Origin of the sequence: Pigmentiphaga aceris, assembly GCF_008119665.1 — a bacterium.
Classification (GTDB): Bacteria; Pseudomonadota; Gammaproteobacteria; order Burkholderiales; family Burkholderiaceae_B; genus Pigmentiphaga; species Pigmentiphaga aceris.
The window spans coordinates 1,015,039-1,033,331 of sequence record NZ_CP043046.1; the positions used below are offsets into that span (position 1 = coordinate 1,015,039).

General features: G+C 62.9%; 18 protein-coding genes. 17 read left to right on the plus strand and 1 reads right to left on the minus strand.

The genetic code is table 11. The features are described from left to right. Nucleotides 1–3 precede the first annotated feature (3 nt). From FXN63_RS04230 to FXN63_RS04270, 9 genes are all read left to right on the plus strand, one after another. Nucleotides 4–975 (plus strand): ABC transporter permease, encoded by a 972-nt coding sequence (locus FXN63_RS04230; RefSeq protein ID WP_148813139.1) that lies wholly within the window; start codon nt 4–6, stop codon nt 973–975. Next, nucleotides 972–1,820 (plus strand): ABC transporter permease, encoded by an 849-nt coding sequence (locus FXN63_RS04235; RefSeq protein WP_148813141.1) that lies wholly within the window; start codon nt 972–974, stop codon nt 1,818–1,820. Before FXN63_RS04230 ends, FXN63_RS04235 begins: the two co-directional genes overlap by 4 nt. Then, on the plus strand, nt 1,817–3,469 hold the full coding sequence (locus FXN63_RS04240) for an ABC transporter ATP-binding protein (RefSeq protein WP_148813143.1): 1,653 nt from the start codon (nt 1,817–1,819) through the stop codon (nt 3,467–3,469). Before FXN63_RS04235 ends, FXN63_RS04240 begins: the two co-directional genes overlap by 4 nt. 49 nt (nt 3,470–3,518) lie before the next feature. Further along, nucleotides 3,519–4,535 carry a 2-hydroxyacid dehydrogenase gene (locus FXN63_RS04245; protein ID WP_342791227.1) on the plus strand — a complete coding sequence of 339 codons (1,017 nt, stop codon included), beginning with the start codon at nt 3,519–3,521 and terminating at the stop codon, nt 4,533–4,535. A 112-nt stretch (nt 4,536–4,647) separates the two neighbouring features. Continuing rightward, a complete protein-coding gene (locus FXN63_RS04250) occupies nt 4,648–5,721 on the plus strand; it encodes a histone deacetylase family protein (RefSeq protein WP_148813145.1) in 1,074 nt (357 codons plus the stop codon). Nucleotides 5,722–5,929: 208 nt separating this feature from the next. After that, a complete protein-coding gene (locus tag FXN63_RS04255; RefSeq protein ID WP_148818925.1) occupies nt 5,930–6,763 on the plus strand; it encodes a DMT family transporter in 834 nt (277 codons plus the stop codon). A 115-nt stretch (nt 6,764–6,878) separates the two neighbouring features. Next, nucleotides 6,879–7,607 carry a GntR family transcriptional regulator gene (locus FXN63_RS04260; protein WP_187395095.1) on the plus strand — a complete coding sequence of 243 codons (729 nt, stop codon included), beginning with the start codon at nt 6,879–6,881 and terminating at the stop codon, nt 7,605–7,607. Between the two features lie 103 nt (nt 7,608–7,710). Next, nucleotides 7,711–8,739: a histone deacetylase family protein gene (locus FXN63_RS04265; protein ID WP_148813149.1), complete on the plus strand. Its 1,029-nt coding sequence runs from the start codon at nt 7,711–7,713 to the stop codon at nt 8,737–8,739. Nucleotides 8,740–8,777: 38 nt separating this feature from the next. Beyond that, on the plus strand, nt 8,778–9,896 hold the full coding sequence (locus FXN63_RS04270) for a phosphotransferase (protein ID WP_148818927.1): 1,119 nt from the start codon (nt 8,778–8,780) through the stop codon (nt 9,894–9,896). On the opposite strand, the gene pyrF is transcribed toward FXN63_RS04270, so the two are convergent. Beyond that, nucleotides 9,880–10,695, minus strand: a complete 816-nt coding sequence (gene pyrF / locus FXN63_RS04275) for an orotidine-5'-phosphate decarboxylase (protein ID WP_148813151.1) — start codon at nt 10,693–10,695, stop codon at nt 9,880–9,882. The two genes, FXN63_RS04270 and pyrF, sit on opposite strands and share 17 nt — an antisense overlap. Nucleotides 10,696–10,831: 136 nt before the next feature. Between pyrF and FXN63_RS04280 the strand changes: the two genes are divergently transcribed. The 8 genes from FXN63_RS04280 (at nt 10,832) to FXN63_RS04315 (ending at nt 18,260) form a co-directional block, all read left to right on the plus strand. Further along, nucleotides 10,832–12,064 (plus strand): MFS transporter, encoded by a 1,233-nt coding sequence (locus FXN63_RS04280; protein WP_246165028.1) that lies wholly within the window; start codon nt 10,832–10,834, stop codon nt 12,062–12,064. Beyond that, the gene (locus tag FXN63_RS04285) at nt 12,061–12,744 is read left to right on the plus strand and encodes a DUF1007 family protein (RefSeq protein WP_148813154.1); all 684 of its coding nucleotides are present in this window, start codon (nt 12,061–12,063) and stop codon (nt 12,742–12,744) included. Before FXN63_RS04280 ends, FXN63_RS04285 begins: the two co-directional genes overlap by 4 nt. Then, nucleotides 12,741–13,832, plus strand: coding sequence for a nickel/cobalt transporter (locus FXN63_RS04290; protein ID WP_148813156.1), 1,092 nt, complete (start codon nt 12,741–12,743; stop codon nt 13,830–13,832). Before FXN63_RS04285 ends, FXN63_RS04290 begins: the two co-directional genes overlap by 4 nt. Before the next feature lie 106 nt (nt 13,833–13,938). Further along, entirely contained in the window at nt 13,939–14,799 is an 861-nt protein-coding gene (locus FXN63_RS04295; protein WP_148813158.1) for an STAS domain-containing protein, read from the plus strand. 21 nt (nt 14,800–14,820) lie between these two features. Next, a complete protein-coding gene (locus FXN63_RS04300) occupies nt 14,821–15,195 on the plus strand; it encodes an STAS domain-containing protein (RefSeq protein ID WP_148813160.1) in 375 nt (124 codons plus the stop codon). Next, on the plus strand, nt 15,188–15,598 hold the full coding sequence (locus FXN63_RS04305; RefSeq protein ID WP_148813162.1) for an ATP-binding protein: 411 nt from the start codon (nt 15,188–15,190) through the stop codon (nt 15,596–15,598). The genes FXN63_RS04300 and FXN63_RS04305 overlap by 8 nt, the downstream gene beginning before the upstream one ends. Next, nucleotides 15,571–16,617 carry an ATP-binding SpoIIE family protein phosphatase gene (locus FXN63_RS04310; RefSeq protein WP_148813164.1) on the plus strand — a complete coding sequence of 349 codons (1,047 nt, stop codon included), beginning with the start codon at nt 15,571–15,573 and terminating at the stop codon, nt 16,615–16,617. Before FXN63_RS04305 ends, FXN63_RS04310 begins: the two co-directional genes overlap by 28 nt. Next, complete coding sequence (locus FXN63_RS04315) at nt 16,614–18,260, plus strand: ATP-binding protein (RefSeq protein ID WP_148813166.1); 1,647 nt, start codon at nt 16,614–16,616, stop codon at nt 18,258–18,260. Before FXN63_RS04310 ends, FXN63_RS04315 begins: the two co-directional genes overlap by 4 nt. Nucleotides 18,261–18,293 lie beyond the last annotated feature (33 nt).

Here is an 18,293-nt window from a genome sequence, read left to right on the forward strand (position 1 = left end):
CTGATGAAACGCCTCCAATTCATGTCCATCCGTGTGCTGCAGGGGATTGCAGCACTCCTGGTGATCGCCACGATCAACTTCATGTTGATCCGGGCCGCACCGGGCGATCCGGTGTCGGTGATGGCCGGCGAAGCGGGGGCGTCCGATCCCCAGTTCGTGGCACAGCTGCGCGCCCAGTTCGGTCTTGACCAGCCGCTGAGCACACAACTGTTCAACTACCTGGGACACGTGGTCCAGCTCGACCTGGGGTTCTCGTATCGCCAGCAGCAGCCGGTCCTGGATCTGATTCTGGATCGTCTGCCCGCCACCTTGCTGCTGACCGGCTCGGCGTTCGCCTTGTCGATTCTGCTGGGAGTGGTGCTGGGTGCCTACGCCGCACGCCGGGCGGGTACCTGGATCGACAGCCTCACCACGGTCGTGGCCTTGGTGTTCTACGCCACGCCGCTGTATTGGCTGGCGCTGATGGCGGTGCTGCTGTTCTCGATCAAGCTGGGGTGGCTGCCTGCCTTCGGCTACATCACCGTCGGTTCCGGCATGACGGGCTTTGCGCTGGCGATGGATATCGCCGCCCACCTGGTATTGCCGGCCGTGACCTTGGCGCTGTTCTACATGGCGGTCTACGCACGGATGACACGTGCATCCATGCTGGAAGTCGCGCAGATGGACTTCGTGAAAACGGCACGCGCCAAGGGTGTGCGGCCGGGGCGAATTCAGCGTGCGCACATTCTGCGCAATGCGCTGTTGCCGGTGATCACGCTTGCCGGTATCCAGGCTGGCGGCATGATCGGCGGCGCGGTGCTGACCGAGACCGTATTCGCGTGGCCAGGTATTGGCCGCCTGATGTTCGATGCCTTGCTGCAGCGTGATTACAACCTGCTGCTGGGCTGTTTCCTGGTGACGGCGGCCATGGCCGTGCTGTTCAACCTGATCACCGACTTGGCGTACACGCTGGTCGATCCGCGTATCGAACTATGACGATAAAAAACGGATTCTGGCGGCGTTTCTGTCGCAACAAGGGCGCGGTGATCGGGCTTGCCGTGCTGGTGATCGCGACGCTGGTCGCATTGATCGGACCGTGGCTGGCCCCGAACGATCCGTGGGACATGGTTGAGCGTCCCTTCCTGTCACCGATGGGCGGGCCTGGCATGTTGTTGGGGACCGATACGCTGGGTCGCGACATCCTGTCTGGCGTGATTCACGGCACGCGGGTGTCGCTGCTGATCGGTCTGGTGTCCACAGTGGTGTCGCTGTTGATCGGCGTATCGCTCGGTGCCATGTCCGGCTACTTCGGTGGCTGGATAGATGCTGCGCTGATGCGCTTCACGGAACTGTTCCAGGCCATTCCCAGCTTCGCGTTGGCAATCGTGTTGGTGGCGGTTTTCGAGCCCAGCCTGGGTTCGATCATTGCGGCGATCTCGCTGGTGTCGTGGCCACCGGTGGCGCGCTTGGTACGCGGCGAATTTCTGACCTTGCGACAGCGTGACTTCGTGGCGGCGGCGCTGCTGGCCGGGCAATCGACACCACGCATCATCCTGACGCAGATTCTGCCCAACGCCATCTCGCCAATCATCGTGATGGGCTCGCTGATGATCGCCAGCGCCATCTTGCTGGAGTCCAGCCTGAGCTTCCTCGGCCTGGGGGACCCCAACGCCATGAGCTGGGGCTACATGGTGGGCTCGGCGCGCACGGTGTTGTTGCAAGCCTGGTGGATGGCCGTGTTCCCAGGGCTGGCGATTGTGCTGACGGTGCTGGCATTCAACCTGGTGGGCGAGGGCTTGAACGACGGCCTGAATGCACGTGCCGACGGGAGAACCAAATGAGCGACAAAGACAAGGCCGTCGACCATCACGGTCCCGTTCTGGATATCCAGGGCTTGAGCATCCGCCTGCCGCCCGGCGGTGACCGCGAGCTGGCTGTCACCAATGCATCGATGACCTTGATGCCCGGCCAGACCTTGTGTGTGGTGGGTGAATCGGGTTCGGGCAAATCGATGATCGCCAACGCCGTGATGGGCTTGCTGCCTGTACCCAAGGTGGCACCGGTGGCGGGCCGGATCATGTTCGACGGGCAGGATCTGCTGACTATGAACGAGGAGCAGATGCGCACGCTGCGCGGACGCCGCATCGGCATGGTGTTCCAGGAACCGATGACTGCGCTGAACCCGTTGATGCGCATTGGCGACCAGCTGGGGGAAGTGATTGATGCCCACGGCGACGTGGCGGCAGACGACAAGCGCAAACGCATCATCGCGGCACTGACGGACGTGGGCCTGCCCGACCCGGAATTGTTGATCGAGGCCTACCCGTTCCGCTTGTCGGGTGGCCAGCGTCAGCGGGTCATGATTGCGTGCGCCTTGCTGCTGGAACCGCGTCTGCTGATTGCTGATGAGCCAACCACTGCGCTGGACGTGACCACCCAAGCGCAGATTCTGTTGTTGATCAAGGAACTGCAGCAGCGTCGCGGCACCGCAGTGCTGTTCATCACCCACGACTTTGGGGTGGTGTCGGAAATTGCCGACCATGTGGTGGTGATGCAGATGGGCGTGGCGGTCGAGTTCGGCCCCGCTGCTGGAGTCCTGCAAAACCCCCAGCACGCATACACCCGCAAGCTGATCGCGGCGATTCCTGGTGGGGTGTTGCGCAAGCCGAATCCGTCACCCGATTCGCACTTCGTGTTGCAGGTGCAAGACCTGTGCAAGACCTATCGATCGGGCGGCACGCTGTTCCGTCGCGGCCGTGAAGTGCAGGCGGCGCGCAATGTCAGCTTCGAGCTGCGTCGTGGCGAAACGCTGGGGGTAGTTGGTGAGTCTGGGTCGGGCAAGACCAGTGTCGGTCGTTGCCTGGTGGGACTGGCACCGTTCGATAGCGGTCGCATCGTGTTCAACGGCCGCAATCTGGCGCAAGGCGAACAATTCCGTCGTGCCGCAGCCGGCAAGATTCAGATGGTGTTTCAGGACCCTTATGCGTCCTTGAATCCGCGTCATCGCATCGGGTCTGCAATTGCTGCCGGCCCGATTGCGCAAGGGGTATCGCGCGAGATTGCAATGGCGCGCACCCTGGAATTGCTGAGTCTGGTTGGTCTGGGGGCGGACGCGGCCGATCGTTTCCCGCACGAATTTTCGGGCGGCCAGCGACAGCGGATTGCGATTGCGCGTGCCTTGGCGATGGAACCCGAACTGCTGGTGGCTGACGAGCCGGTATCGGCATTGGACGTATCCGTGCAGGCGCAGGTGCTGGAACTGTTTGGCGACGTGCGCAAGCGCTTTGGCCTGGCGATGGTATTCATCACCCACGACCTGCGCGTGGCGGGCGAGATGTGCGACTACATCGCCGTCATGCAGCGAGGCACCGTGGTCGAATACGGGCCTACCCACGACGTGCTGACCAATCCGCAGAACCCATACACGCGTCAGTTGATCGATGCGGTTCCGCGTCTGGACCGCCAGCCCGATGTGGCGCTGACGGCTTGATGGGAAGCCTGACCTTCACCGCCACACATGCATCCGCACCGCACAACGCATGAGCACCATGAACACTACCGACGCGACCGATACTCTTGACTCCAGCGCCACCAAGGACACCAGCGTTTCACCGCGCAAACCCTGCGTGGCATTCCTGAGTGCCGTGCTCGACATGCATTACCTGGTGCCTGCATTCAAGGCTGCATGCCCGGGCATCGATCTGCGCCTGGGCTCCGACCTGGGCAAGCTCGACGAGATCGATGCTGCACTGTGCTGGTATCCGCCTGCCGGGGTGATGTCGCAGATGCCGAATTTGCGTCTGGTGCAGTCGGTAGGTGCCGGCGTCGATCACATTCTGGCGGTCCCCGATCTGCCTGCATCGGCCTCGCTGTGCCGCATTGTCGACCCCGACATGGCGCGTGGCATGGTCGCCTATGTCACGTGGGCGGTCATCCACCGCCATCGGCACATGGACGACTACATTGAAAGCGCGCGCAGTCATTCATGGGTCGAACAACCCGTGGTCGCACCGCGTAAACACCGCGTCGGCATTGCCGGGCTGGGCACGCTCGGCATGGCCTGCGCGCGTACCTTGCTCGGCATCGGGTACTCGGTCTGCGGCTGGAGCCGCAGTGCCAAGTCGGACCTGCCGGAAGGGCTTGCCGCCTACGCAGGCAATGACACGCTGGGCGAGTTTCTTGGCCAGTGCGACACCTTGATCTGCCTGTTGCCCCTGACCGACGAGACGCGCGGTTTCCTGAATGAAAAACTGTTCGCGCAGTTGCCCAAGGGTGCGCACCTGATCAACGTCGGCCGGGGTGACCACCTTGTTGAAGCCGACTTGCTGACCGCGCTTGCCAGCGGGCAGGTCGGTGCCGCTACGCTGGATGCGCTAACGCAGGAACCTCTGCCGGCCGAGCACCCGTTCTGGGCCGACCCACGCATTCTGATCACGCCGCACATTGCCACCCGCACCAGCCCCGACGTGATTGCTGCGCAGATGCTGAACAACCTGACGGTGCTCGATGCCGGTGGGCGGCCGCGTTGGCAGACCGATCCGGCCACGGGGTATTGAGGTATTTACCGAACCTGTCTTCTGAACCTGTTTTTGAGCTATTTTCCGAACCGCATATTTCCTGAACCGCCCACCCTCTGAACCGGGCGTTGCGCCCGGACCAGGACAAACCGTGCAAGCTTTTTTTAGTGAAGACCAGCTCGGCCACGACCCACAGCAATTCATGCGCTTGGGTCGCATTCACAAGCCCGCGGACCTGCCGACCCGGCCGCTGGCCCTGCGCAGCGCGTTGGCCGCGCGGGGAATCGACACCATCACGCCAAGTGATTACGGGCGGGCTCCGCTGGAAACCGTGCACAGCCCGGACTACCTGGATTTCCTGGAATCGGCCTACGAACGCTGGCACGCGCTGGCAGGTGGCGCGGTGCAACCCGGACCGGAAGTCCTGGCCAACATGAGCCCCTATGTGCTGGACCCGGCACAACGTAGCGAGGGTGTTCGCGGTGCCTGCCCGTCCCCAGCCGTGGTCGCGCAGGCCGGCTGGTATCTGGGTGACTTGTCGGTGCCGCTGGGGCCTTTGTCCTGGCGCTCGATGCTGCGTTCCGCGCACAGTGCGGTGGCTGCGGCCGAGGCGGTCATCGCGGCAGGCACTGCCAATCCCACTATCACCTACGCGCTGTGCCGGCCCTCTGGCCATCACGCACGTCGGGACCGGGCTTCGGGCTTTTGCTACATCAACAACAGCGCCATCGCAGCCGAGCTGCTGTGCCGGCAATTCGGTCGGGTGGCGGTGCTTGATGTCGATGCGCACCACGGCGACGGCACGCAGCAGATCTTCTACGAACGCGCCGATGTGATGACCATCTCGACCCACGCCGACCCGTCGAACTACTTTCCGTTCTATGTGGGTTACGCGCAAGAGCCGGGCAGCGGTGCAGGTGAAGGCTTCAACCTGAACCTGTCCTTGCCGCACGGCAGTGGCAACGAGGTGTTCTTCGACGCGCTTGATCGTGCGCTCGATGCCTTGCAGGCCTACGCGCCTAAAGCGCTGGTACTGCCGCTGGGTTTCGACACCTACAAGGACGATCCCATCAGCGTGCTGCGCTTCGACTTCGACGCGTATCGCAGGGTGGGCGAGCGTGTGCGCGAACTGGGTTTGCCAACCGTGGTGGTGCAGGAAGGTGGCTACATGGTCGATGCAATCGGCCCCGGGCTCGATGCCTTCCTGCAAGGCCTGGGAGTCTGATACCAGCGTGAACCATCCACAGCAGCGGTCGCCGGCGATTGCCGGCAAGCAGACGGCAGGGCAGGCAGCAGGACACGCAGCCGGACAAGCAGCCCGGCCGGGCGCAGGGCAGGGAACTGCACAGGCATCCGCCACCGTTGGCAACGCAACGACAGGTGCCCTGCCATCCACCCTCAGCAGCAATGCCGGTGGCGGCATTGCCTTGTTCATGTGTGCGCTGGTGGCCTTTGCCTGCTATGACGCGTTCGCCAAGGAAATGGTGGCCTTGTATCCGCCGCCAATGGTCAACCTGGCGCGTTACATCGCCGTGGGCATCATTGCGCTGGTGTGGTTGCTGCGGGCCGGTGAACTGCGCATCTGGCGTGCGCAGCACAAAGGCTTGCTGCTGTTGCGCAGCCTGTCGCTGGCGGTGGTGGCGACCTGCTTCATGGCGGCGCTGGTGACCATGCCGCTTGCCGAAGCCACTGCCATCTATTTCACGGCCCCATTGCTGATGGTGGCCTTGTCGCCGTGGATGCTGGGCGAGCGGGTGGGGCGGGTGCAGTGGGCAGCGGTGATCGTTGGTTTTGCCGGCATGTTGCTGATCGTGCGACCCGGCCACGACCTGCCTTTCATCGGCACCTTGCTGATGGCGATTTCGGCAATTTGTTATGCGCTGTTCCAGATGCTGACCCGGCGTCTGGCGGGCGTGGTGCATTCGTCGATCCTGTATGCGTGGATGGCACTGGTATGCCTGATCGTCACGCTGGTCGTGCTGGTGGTGGGCGGTGCGCCGGTATGGCCAAGCTGGCAGGGCTGGGCAATTCTGCTGGCGGGCGGCTTTTGCAGTGGTGCGGCGCAGTTGTTGCTGCTTGCAGCCTTCAGGCGTGTTGCCGCGTCCACGCTTGCGCCCTTGAATTATGTGCAGTTGCTGTTGGCGGTGTTGATCAGCACCTTCTGGTTTCAGCGTCCGCCCGATGGGCTGGCGCTGGGCGGAATTGCATTGATCACGGCGGCTGGTATCTATCTGGCCTGGCCGCGACGTGTGGCGCGGGTCGCTTGATGCAGAACACGGATGCCGGCTTCGGTTGCACAACAATCCGGCACACCCATTTTCCCGACGCTTTTTTTGCTTCCCACACCTGATGCGTGACGACGTTTCAACCACAGGAATTGCCATGGCCGATCCGACTTCCCCGGCTTTTTTGGCCAGCGACACCAAGCGCAATCCACCGTTTTCTTCCATCGAACTGCCCGACCTGGTGGCGGTGGTCGAAGCCCAGCTGATGCAGGCCATCGTGTCGGGACACATTGCCCCCGGCGAACGCATCGTCGAAGCTGAACTCGCGCGTCGCATGGGTGTCAGTCGCGCCCCCGTGCGCGAGGCTGCACGCCGTCTGGAAAGCCAGGGTTTGCTGGTGTCGCGGCCGCGTCATGGGTTCACGGTGCGCACCATGTCAGTCAAGGAAATCGATGATTTGTACGAAGTCCGGCTGGGCCAGGAAGTGATGGCAGCCTCGCTGGCTTGCCGACACGCCAGCGATGCGCAGTTGGCCCGTCTGCTGGGCATGGTCGACGAGATGTCCAGCATGGTTGACCGCATGCAGCAGTCGGAACGCACGGCGCTGGATCTTGCCTTCCATTCCTACATCTGCGAGATATCGGGCAATGCCTATCTGCATCGCCTGTTCGGCAATATTCAAGCGGAAGTGCGCATGATTCTGGCGCTGACTGATGGCAGTTTTGGTGCACCAAAGTTCATTGCCGAATCGCACCGCCCGATTGCCGACGCGATTGCCCGACGGGATGCTGTCGCCGCAGAAAGCGCCTTGCGCGTGCACCTGAAAGACGGCAACGATCACGTGCGTGCCTTGTTCCTTGCTTCAGGAAAAAGCAGCGATACCTGAGTCAGAAAACTGAGTCAGAAAACTGAGTCAGACACCCAAGTTCGCGATACCCACGTCAGCACAATCAAGCCACTGCCGCCTGCCACACAGAGTCCTCATCGCCATGAAAGTCATCTACACCGACCAGCACCAGGGCCACGATCCGCAGCAGTTCATCGTGCGTGGAAAACTCAAACGCAGCAACGAACAGCCAGAGCGCGGTTTCCGTTTGCTGGCGGCGGCGCAAGCCGCTGGCCACGACGTGCTGGCACCCGTGGACTACGGCCCGGGCCCGCGCGCTGCGATTCACACGCCGCAATACCTGCGTTTTCTGGAAACAGTCTGGGCACGCTGGCAGGAACTGGACGATGCCTCTGACGAGGTGATGCCCAATGTGCATCCCTTCCCCGGTCAACCCTATACCTACCCGGACAGCGTGGTGGGTCAGGCGGGGTATCACATGGGTGACAACGCTTGCGCCATTGGCCGCCACACCTGGCATGCGGCGACCTGGTCGGCGCACACAGCCACCCATGCTGCGCAACTGGTGGCCGATGGCGAACAGGTGGTCTACGCCTTGTGCCGTCCGCCCGGCCACCATGCCTACGCCGATCGCGCCAACGGTTTCACCTACCTGAACAATGCGGCGATTGCTGCTGAACACCTGCGCGCCCGCCATGCGCGCGTGGCAATTCTGGATGTCGATGTGCACCACGGCAACGGCACCCAAGGCATCTTCTGGCGACGCAAGGATGTGCTGACCATTTCGATGCATGGCGACCCGCATTTCTGCACGCCGTTTTTCACTGGCCATGCACATGAGGCAGGCGAGGGCGATGGCCTGGGCTACAACATCAACCTGCCGTTGCCGCGCGGCACCGATACGGCGAATTTCCTGATCGCGCTGCGTCGCGCCTGCGATGCCATCCGCGCTTTTGCACCCGGGGCCTTGGTGGTGGCGTTGGGTCTGGATGCGCACGAGCGCGATCCTTACAAAGCTTTTGCGGTCACCACCGAAGGCTTTGCGCAGATCACTGCCGAAATTGCCCGGCTTGGCTTGCCAACAGTGCTGGTGCAAGAAGGAGGGTATTTGTCGGATGATCTGGGGCCGAACCTGGCCAGCGCCTTGCGCGGCTTCGACGCGACGGTATGAGCATGGACAAAAATTCCGCAAGCACGATGCCTACAGATATGACCCGCCCTGACACTGCTACCAACACGACCAACCCCGATACCGAATTCCCCGAAGCCGCCGTGCTCAGCGCGGCCGCCGCCCCGGTACCTGCCGCCTGGGCAGCGGCCGTGGCATCGGAACGATACGGACTGACCGGCACCCTCAGCCCGCTGACCGGTGAGCGCGACGCGAACTTTCTGCTGCGTGTAGACGACCCGGCAGGCGAACGCCGCTTCATGCTGAAAATTTCGCACCCAGTCGAAACCCCGCTGGTGGCCGACTTCCAGACGCAGGCCTTGTTGCACCTGGCGCAGACCGATCCCGACTTGCCGGTACAACGATTGGTGCCCACCTTGTATGGTGCACCGTCTTTCACCGATCGTGCTCCCGATGGCAGCATTCGTGTGGTGCGATTGTTCACCTACCTGGCAGGCATGCCCATGCCACAGGCACCGCGATCGGAAGCACAGAGCAAAGCCGTAGCACGCGCGCTGGCACGGCTGGACATCGCCTTGTCAGGCATGCAGCACCCTGCCGGTTCGCTGGAATTGCCTTGGGATATTCAACGCGCCGACCGCGCACGCGGGCTGCTGGTGCATGTGGCTGACCCGGCACAGCGCGCAGTGGCCGAGCGGGCCTTCGATGACTTCACCAAGCGCGTCAAACCCGCCTTGGCAGAACTGCGACGCCAGCCCATCCACAACGACTTCAACATCTACAACCTGTTGGTCGACCCGAACGCGCCCGACCAGGTCAGCGGCATTCTGGACTTCGGTGACATGGTGGAAGCGCCGCTGATCAACGATGTGGCGGTGGCGGCGTCTTACCAGCTCGATGAAAAGGGCGATGTGCTGGCCAGCCTTTCAAGCTTCGTCAGTGCCTACGACCGGCTGAACCGGCTCAACACCGACGAGCTGAACGTGCTGTTCGACCTGATCCGCGCGCGTCTGGCCATGGTGGTGGCCATCAGCGGCTGGCGGGCGGCGCGGCACCCTGAAAATGCCGACTACCTGATGCGCAACAATGCGGTGTCGTGGGCACGCTTGAAGGCCTGCGATGCGATCCCGTTGCCGGTCGCACAACTGGCCCTCTACCGCGCCTGCAACTTCAGTTACGAGCTCAACGGGCCGCGTTGATCGCGTCGCGGGTGGCGCGGGCTGCTTCGGCCGCTGCCACCTTCCAATCCTCGCCGCCCGACGCATACAGAATGGCGCGCGACGAGCTGATCATCATGCCAGTGCCCGACGCATTGCGGCCAGCGGCAACCGTTGCCGGAATGTCGCCACCCTGGGCACCAATGCCGGGGATCAGCAGCGGCATCGAATCACCGACACGTTCGCGTACGGCCGCCAGTTCGGCTGGGAAGGTAGCACCCACCACCAATGCGCACTGACCATCTGCGTTCCATTTGTCGGCAGCCAGGCCAGCCACATGCAGATACAGCGGCACGCCGTCGGACTTCAGAAATTGCAGGTCCGAGCCACCGGGGTTTGACGTGCGGCACAGCAAAATCACACCCTTGCCACGCCAGGCCAGATACGGCTGCACCGAATCGAAGCCCATGTACGGGTTGACGGTGACAGCGTCGGCTTCGTAACGCTCGAAGGCTTCACGTGCGTATTGTTCAGCGGTCGAGCCGATGTCACCGCGTTTGGCATCCAGAATGATCGGATGGCCGGGGTGGTTTTCGCTGATGTAGTTGCACAGCGCTTCCAGCTGGTCTTCGGCGCGCGCAGCGGCGAAGTACGCAATCTGCGGCTTGAAGCTCGATGCGTAAGGCGCGGTGGCGTCGACGATGCCACGGCAGAAGTCGAAAATACGGTCGGCGCGCCCGGCCAGCTCAGCCGGAAAGCGGGTGGGATCGGGATCGAGGCCGACGGTCAGCAGCGATCCAGTGGTGGTCCACGATTGGGACAGTTGTTGCGTAAAACTCATAGGGATCACTTCGGCGGCGGACGGGGATAGGCGGAATTGTAGGGGATGCGCGCGTGGGTATCGGCAAGGCCGCCGCCGCTTGTCGTTATGATGGCTGTCTCTTGGTGTTGATCCGGCTCCCCACCGGCAGTCTCTCGTGTCCGCTTCTTCTGTATCTGCGGCCTCGGCCGCCCCGGCCGACCTTCCCACTGCGCCCGTTCCTGTCCGCACCATTGCGCTGTTGTCCTGCGCGGCGTTTGCCAGTGCCGCGTCGATGCGGGTCAGCGACGCCATGCTGCCGCGTCTGGCCAGTGAGTTCAGCCAAGGCATCTCGGCGGTGTCTGCGGTGGTGTCCTTGTTTGCGATCGCCTACGGCTTCATGCAGTTCGCCTACGGCCCCCTGGGCGACCGGCTGGGCAAGCTGCGTGTCATCGCAGTGGCGACCATGGCGGGCTTGATCGGCAATCTGATCTGCGCGTTGGCACCGGTCTTCCCGTTGCTGCTGGCCGGGCGCGTGCTGTCCGGGGCAACCGCAGCTGCCGTCATTCCGCTGTCCATGGCCTGGATTGGCGACCAGGTGCATTACTCGCAACGCCAGACCGTACTGGCGCGTTTCCTGACCGGCCAGATGATGGGTTTCATCGCCGGTCAGTTCGCCGGGGGCTGGTTCAGCGACACGCTGGGTTGGCGCGGCGCGTTCTTCACCTTGGCGGCCATTTTCCTGACCGTGGGGGTGGTGCTGTGGCAGCGTGCGCGCAACGAACCTCGCCCTGCTGCCAACCCGAATGGCGAACGCCGACGGCCGTTCAGCGGCGTGGCCAACGTCGTTGGTCGGCCCTGGGCGCGGGTGGTGTTGGCCACGGTATTGATCGAAGGTTTTGTGTTCTTTGGTGCTTACGCGTTTGTGCCGTTGTATCTGCACGAGCGTTTCACCCTGAGCCTGACAAATGCCGGCCTGATCGCCGCCACGCTGGGCCTGGGCGGTCTGGCTTTCTCGTTTTCCGTGCGTTTTCTGGTGCAACGTCTGGGTGAAACCGGGCTGGCGCTGGGCGGCGGTTCCTTGCTGGCAGCGGGCCTGGCGCTGATCGCCCTCGCACCTTCCGCCCCCTGGGTGGTTCCCGGCTGCCTGGCCTGCGGTCTTGGCTTCTACATGCTGCACAACACCCTGCAGCTCAATGCCACGCAGATGGCACCCGAACATCGCGGCACCGCCGTCAGCTTGTTTGCCAGCATGTTGTTCCTGGGGCAAGCCGGTGGCGTCACGGTGGCAGGTCTGCTGGTGCCGCTGATGGGCGTGCGAAGTCTGCTTGGCTGCGGTGTGCTGGCCGTGTTCCTGGTGGGTTTGGTGTTTTTCCTGCGCCTGCGCAACAAACAGAAGGTGGCTGCATGACATTGGCATGGGGCATTCAGCGCTTGCTGCGCGCAGTGGGCAAGAAAACCGGTTGGATGATCAATCTGGTCGTCGGTCTGCTGCTGGCGGGTACGACTGGTCTGGCGCACGCACATCCTCACGCCTTCATCGACGTGCAAAGCACGCTGCGCTTTTCCAGCGCCGGCATGGTGATGGCAATCGAGGAAGAATGGTTTTTCGACGAGCTGTACACCGGTTTTGTGATCGAGGACCTGGCTAACGGCAAGAAGGTCACGCCGCAGGTGGTCAATGGTTTCGGTGCCCGGGTGATTGAGAACCTGCAACCCTTCGACTACTTCACCACGCTGACGGCCGGGGGCAAGAAAGTGAAGCTGGGTACGGTCACGGAATACCGAAGCGAGATGGTCGGCAAACGGCTTCGCCTGCATTTCACGATTCCGCTGCCGAACCCCGTTGACCCAGTGGCGGCACCCACCACGCTGTCGGTCTACGACCCCACGTATTTCATCGAGATGCGCTACACCGACGCTAAGTCCATCCGACTGCGGGACGCGCCTGCGGTCTGCCAGGCGAAGCTGGAACGCGCGAAGCCTTCGGAGTCCACCATCGCCCAGGCGTTTGCGCTGGATCGCAACGCCACGCCTGACGAAACCCTGGGCCGCCTGTTCGCCGACAAGGTGGCGCTGGCTTGCAAATGAATCGAGTATCGGAAGCGGGGCCGCGTCGTCGCGGCCCGGGGGCGCTGCTGCTGGTGCTGGGTGTGGTGCTGGCGGGCGGGGTAATGCTGTGGTGGCTGTCGTCGCAGTGGGATGCCATGACCTGGTGGATTCAAAGCCAGCAGCGTGACCTGCATCGGCAACTGGCCGAGGCCCTGCGTGAAGTGCGCAACCAGGGTGCCCCTGCTGCCTGGGCCTTGCTGAGCCTGAGCTTTGTCTACGGCGTATTCCATGCAGCCGGCCCGGGCCACGGCAAGGCGGTCATTGCCACCTATCTGGGCACGCAGGAAAGCCGCCTGAAGCGCGGCATTGTGATGTCAGTGCTGGCCTCGCTGTTGCAGGCCGTGGTGGCAGTGACGGTGGTTGAAACGGCGCTTGGCCTGCTCGACCTGGGCCTGCGACGCACGCAGGCGGCGGGCCAGCAGGTCGAAACTTTCAGTTTTGCGGTGGTCGCATTGCTGGGGGCGATTTTTGTGCTGCGTGCCTTGCGTCGTCTGTGGCGACGTGTGCAGGCAGCACGTCAGCAGTCGGCGTCTGGCGCGGCACCCGCTACCGGCTTGTTCAGCAGCAAGCTGGCAGCCGCCGCAGCACGCGACGCGAAGGGTGACAGCGATGCAAGCGGGGAAGGCGATGCATCCGCAACCCTGGGCAGTCGCTGGCAGCAGTTCTGCGCCGACTGCGGGCGCATGCACGGTCCCAGCCGTCATCAGCTGGAAGCCCCGATGTCGTGGCGCGCGCTTGCAGGGATCGTGGTGTCCATCGGCATTCGCCCCTGTACCGGTGCCATTCTGGTGTTGCTGGTAGCCCACACGATGGATCTTCGCGCCGTTGGCATCGCCGCCGTGGTCGCCATGTCGATCGGCACCGCGCTGACAACCTCGGTACTTGCGGTGATCAGTGTGCTGGCCCGGCATGTGGCGTTGCGCCTGTTGAGCACCTCGTCACGCACGCCTGCAACAATTGGCATCATTGTCGAGATCGCTTCCCTGTGTGGCGGGCTGTTTATCTGCGCTCTGGGCCTCTCGCTGTTGCATACTGCGCTGCTGCTGCCCGCTCATCCGCTGTTTTGATGAGACTGGACGGTAGCCGTCTACCATACCCCGCATTCTTTTCTGTACCGGTTGGCCCGTGGCGCGGGCCGGCCGTTTTGCACGAATCTGCTTCCTGGAGAGCACATTGAGCAATCCCCATGCGGCCCTGGCTGCCATCATCGAGCACCACCAGGCAACCATCCTCAACAGCTGGCTGCAACAACAACTTGCCGTCACCTCGTTGCGTCGGGACCCGACTCGCGACAGCATTTTGCGCGACCAGTCGGCTCAATTCCTTGGCCTGTTCATCCAGGCCCTGAAAAGCCCGCACGGCGGCAACTTCGCCGACTCGGTCTGGGACGAAATCCGTGAACTGTTGAAGGCTGTGTCGCGTTCGCGCGTGCAACAGGGCTTCACGCCCAGCGAGACTGCAACCTTTGTGTTCTCGTTGAAAGAACTGCTGTTCACCTTGGTGCTGTCAAACCTGGATGGCGACTCGGACCAGCGCATTCCGCTGCTGATGCAAGTATCCAGCCTGCTGGATCAGTTGGGTCTGTACACCACCGAGGTCTATCAGCAAAGCCGCGAGCAGATCATTGGCAACCAGCAACAGGAATTGCTGGAACTGTCGACACCGGTGGTCAGCCTGTACGACGGCATTCTGGCCTTGCCCCTGATCGGCACGCTGGACAGCGAACGCACGCAGATCGTGATGGAAAACCTGCTGCAAGGCATCGTCAATACCGAAGCATCGATTGCCATCATCGACATCACCGGTGTGCCCACGGTCGATACGCTGGTGGCGCAACACTTGCTGAAGACGGTTGCTGCGGCTCGTTTGATGGGCGCAGAGTGCATCATCAGCGGTATTCGTCCGCAGATCGCGCAGACGATCGTGCATCTGGGTGTGGATCTTGGCGGTGTCGCAACCAAGGCAACGCTGGCAGACGCGTTCAAGCTTGCGCTCAAGCGCCGCAACCTCGGCATCTATGCCCTCACCAAGTAAATTGGCCTAGGACCAACAAGCGTGGAACGTATACCGATTCTGAAGCTGGGCAATTCGCTGTTGGTGACCGTGCAGGTCGAACTGCATGACCAGCTCGCGCTTACCCTGCAAGACGACTTGACGCAGGCTATTGCCAAGCACGGGGCGCGCGGGGTGTTGATCGACATCTCCTCGCTTGACGTGGTGGACTCCTTCATCGGCCGCACCCTGGCGCACATCGCGTCCATGGCGCGCGTGCTTGATGCGGCCACCGTGCTGGTCGGCATGCAGCCGGCCGTGGCGATCACCCTGGTTGAGCTGGGCTTGACGCTGCCCGGCATACGCACTGCCTTGAACGTGGACAGGGGCGTGGCATTGCTGCAGACGCTGATGGACGAGTCCGGCACCGATGACTGAAGTCGTGCCCTTGCGTGCGCCAGAAGATTTGGTATTGGCGCGCAAGCGCGTGCGCGAGTGGACCACTCGCCTTGCTTTCAGCACTATCGATCAGACTAAGGTTGTGACCGCTGCCAGCGAACTGGCGCGCAACACCCTGATCTATGGCCTGGGTGGCGACATGCATCTGGAAGAACTGGATGCCCAGGGTCGCAAGGGCCTGCGCCTGACCTTCATCGATCAGGGGCCAGGTATTCCAGACATTGAATTGGCGCTCACCGATGGCTACACCACAGGCGGTGGCATGGGCCTTGGCCTGAGCGGTGCGCGACGCCTGTGCAATGAGTTCGAGCTTGATTCCCGCGTGGGCGAAGGCACACGCATTACGGTTACCCAATGGAAACGAGCTTCGTCACGAATGTAGGACAGCGGTACGCCGTTGCAGATGCCACGCAGGTAGGTGCGGTGCGTCGCGAGGCGCAGACACTTGCCCAGGACGCCGGGTTTTCCGAGGTAACTACCGGTGAGTTGGCAATCATCGTCAACGAACTTGCCAGCAACCTGATCAAGCACGGCGGCGGTGGCGAATTGCTGCTGTCACGCGTGTTGGACGATGCCCGTGTGGGCATCGAGGTGGTGGCAGTAGACAAAGGGGTCGGCATCACAGACCTGGCCCGTTGCATGACCGATGGCTATTCCACCGCAGGCAGTCTGGGCGTTGGCATGGGTGCCATCTCGCGGCTGGCGGCGGACTTCGATATCTATTCGCGCCCGGGTGCCGGAACGGCCGTGTTGGCGCGCGTCTGGGCGACGCGTCCCAAAGCGGCGCTGTATGCGCCTGCGCCGCCTGCCCCGACTCGCTCGGTACGTGCCGGTGCCATTGCGCTTCCCAAGCTGGGCCAGGATGTCAGCGGTGATGGATGGGCGCTGCGCGAGATCAATGGCACCACGGTGGTACTGCTGGTCGATGGCCTGGGTTATGGGCCGCAAGCCGCACTGACCACGGCAACGGCCATGCGCTTTTTCGAGCGTTGTACCCAGGTGGCACCGGTCGATATCCTGAACGGTCTGCACGTGGCGCTCAAACCCACCCGGGGCGCGGTGGCGGCAGTGGCCGTGCTGCACCCAGAAACCAATACCTTGCGTTACGCCGGCGTCGGCAACATTGCGGGGGTGATGGTGGGCGGTGACGGTGCGCGTCGCCACCTGATGTCTTATGACGGTACGCTGGGTTACCAGCTTCGTACCGTGCGTGAAACGGTGTACGACTGGACGCCTGGCAGCTGGTTTGCCATGCACTCCGACGGCCTGAGCCCGCGTCTTGATCCCATGGCGTATCCGGGACTGTCGCAGTGCGATGCGGTCGTTGCCGCCAGCGTGTTGTATCGCGATTTTCACAGGACGCATGACGACGCCACCATCCTGGTCGTCAATCACTCATGATCTCGAATTTTCCGCTCGCCAGTTCGCGTATCCGCCACGAACAAGACCTGCCGGCGGCACGTCAGCGTGCGCGTCAGATCTGTGCCTTGTTCGGCATGGACGACCATCAGCAGACACGCCTGGCAACCGCAGTGTCGGAAATCGCCCGCAATGCCTTGCGTTACGCCACCTCCGGGTCAGTGGAATTCGCAGTCGAAGTGCAGGCCACCTGTTCGGTGCTGATTGCGCGCGTGCGCGATAGTGGCAATGGCATCGACAACCTCGATGCGCTGCTGAGCAGCGGTTCGCGGGGCGTGGACGCCACCGGTGGCATTGTCGGCAGCCGTCGCCTGGTCGATCAGTTCTCGATGCGCAGCGACGCAAACGGTACGGTGGTCGACCTGGGCATGATATTGCCGCGCCCGGTACATCCGGTCACTGCGGCTGCAGTCAATCAGGTGGTCGATCACCTGGCGCGCGCGCGTCCTGCCACGCCCCTGGAAGAACTGGAAAGGCAGAACCGCGAGGTGCTGAAAGCCGTGACGGAACTGCGCCGTCACGAAGAGGAATTGCGCAGCGCCGACCGGCGCAAGAACGAGTTTCTGGCCATGCTGGCGCACGAGTTGCGCAACCCGCTGGCTGCCTTGCAGAACGGCGTGGAATACCTGCGTACCCAGGGTGACCCGGGCAGCCCGTGGCGTCGTGTCGAAGACATGATGCTGCGCCAGACGCGTCAGTTGGCGCGCCTGGTCGATGACTTGCTCGACGTGTCCCGCATTACCCAAGGCACGGTGCGCATCAAGCGCGAGCCGATTGAAGCCGCCACCCTTGCCGAGATGGCGGCCGAAGCCAACCGGGGCTTGATGGAGCAGCGCGGCCACCACTTCCGTGTCGAGGTACCCGAGCAGCCCATATGGCTCGATGCCGATGCCACGCGCTTGACGCAAGCCCTCAGCAATCTGCTGAACAACGCCGCGCGTTACACGCCTACGGGAGGGATGATTTCGCTGAGCGTGTTTGCCATCGACCAGGAGGTTCGTTTTGTCGTGCGCGACAACGGCAGTGGTATCGATGCCGAAATGCTGCCACGCGTGTTCGAACTGTTCATGCGTGCAGAGCAGGCCGTGCAAAGCACCGAGGCGGGCCTGGGCATCGGCCTGACCATCGTGCAGCGCATGGTCGAACTGCATAACGGATCGATCCAGGCATACAGCGACGGGCCGGGGCAGGGCAGTACCTTCATCATGACGCTGCCTGCGCGTGAGCAGGCACCGGACCGCATCGACATCGCGCCGGTGCCGGCAACGCCGTCACAGCGTTCGGTACTTATCGTCGATGACAATGCAGACTCTGCCGAGAGCCTGTCCATGTTGCTGGAACTGTACGGCTATGCGACCTCGGTTGCGTCCGACGGCCAGGCGGCGCTGCTGCACTGTCGCCAGTCGCTGCCGCAGGTGGCCATTCTGGACATCGGCATGCCGGGCATGGACGGCTACGAGCTTGCGCAGCGGCTGCGTGAAGAGCATGCCGGCGCACCGCTGATGCTGGTGGCGCTGACCGGTTTTGGTGATGAAGCCGTGGCCAGAAAAGCCAAGCAGGCGGGCTTCGATCATCGACTGGTCAAGCCGCTGGATCTGAAGGCGCTTCAGGCCTTGCTGGCCTGAGAGGATCAGGCCAAGGGGATCAGGCTAAATGCG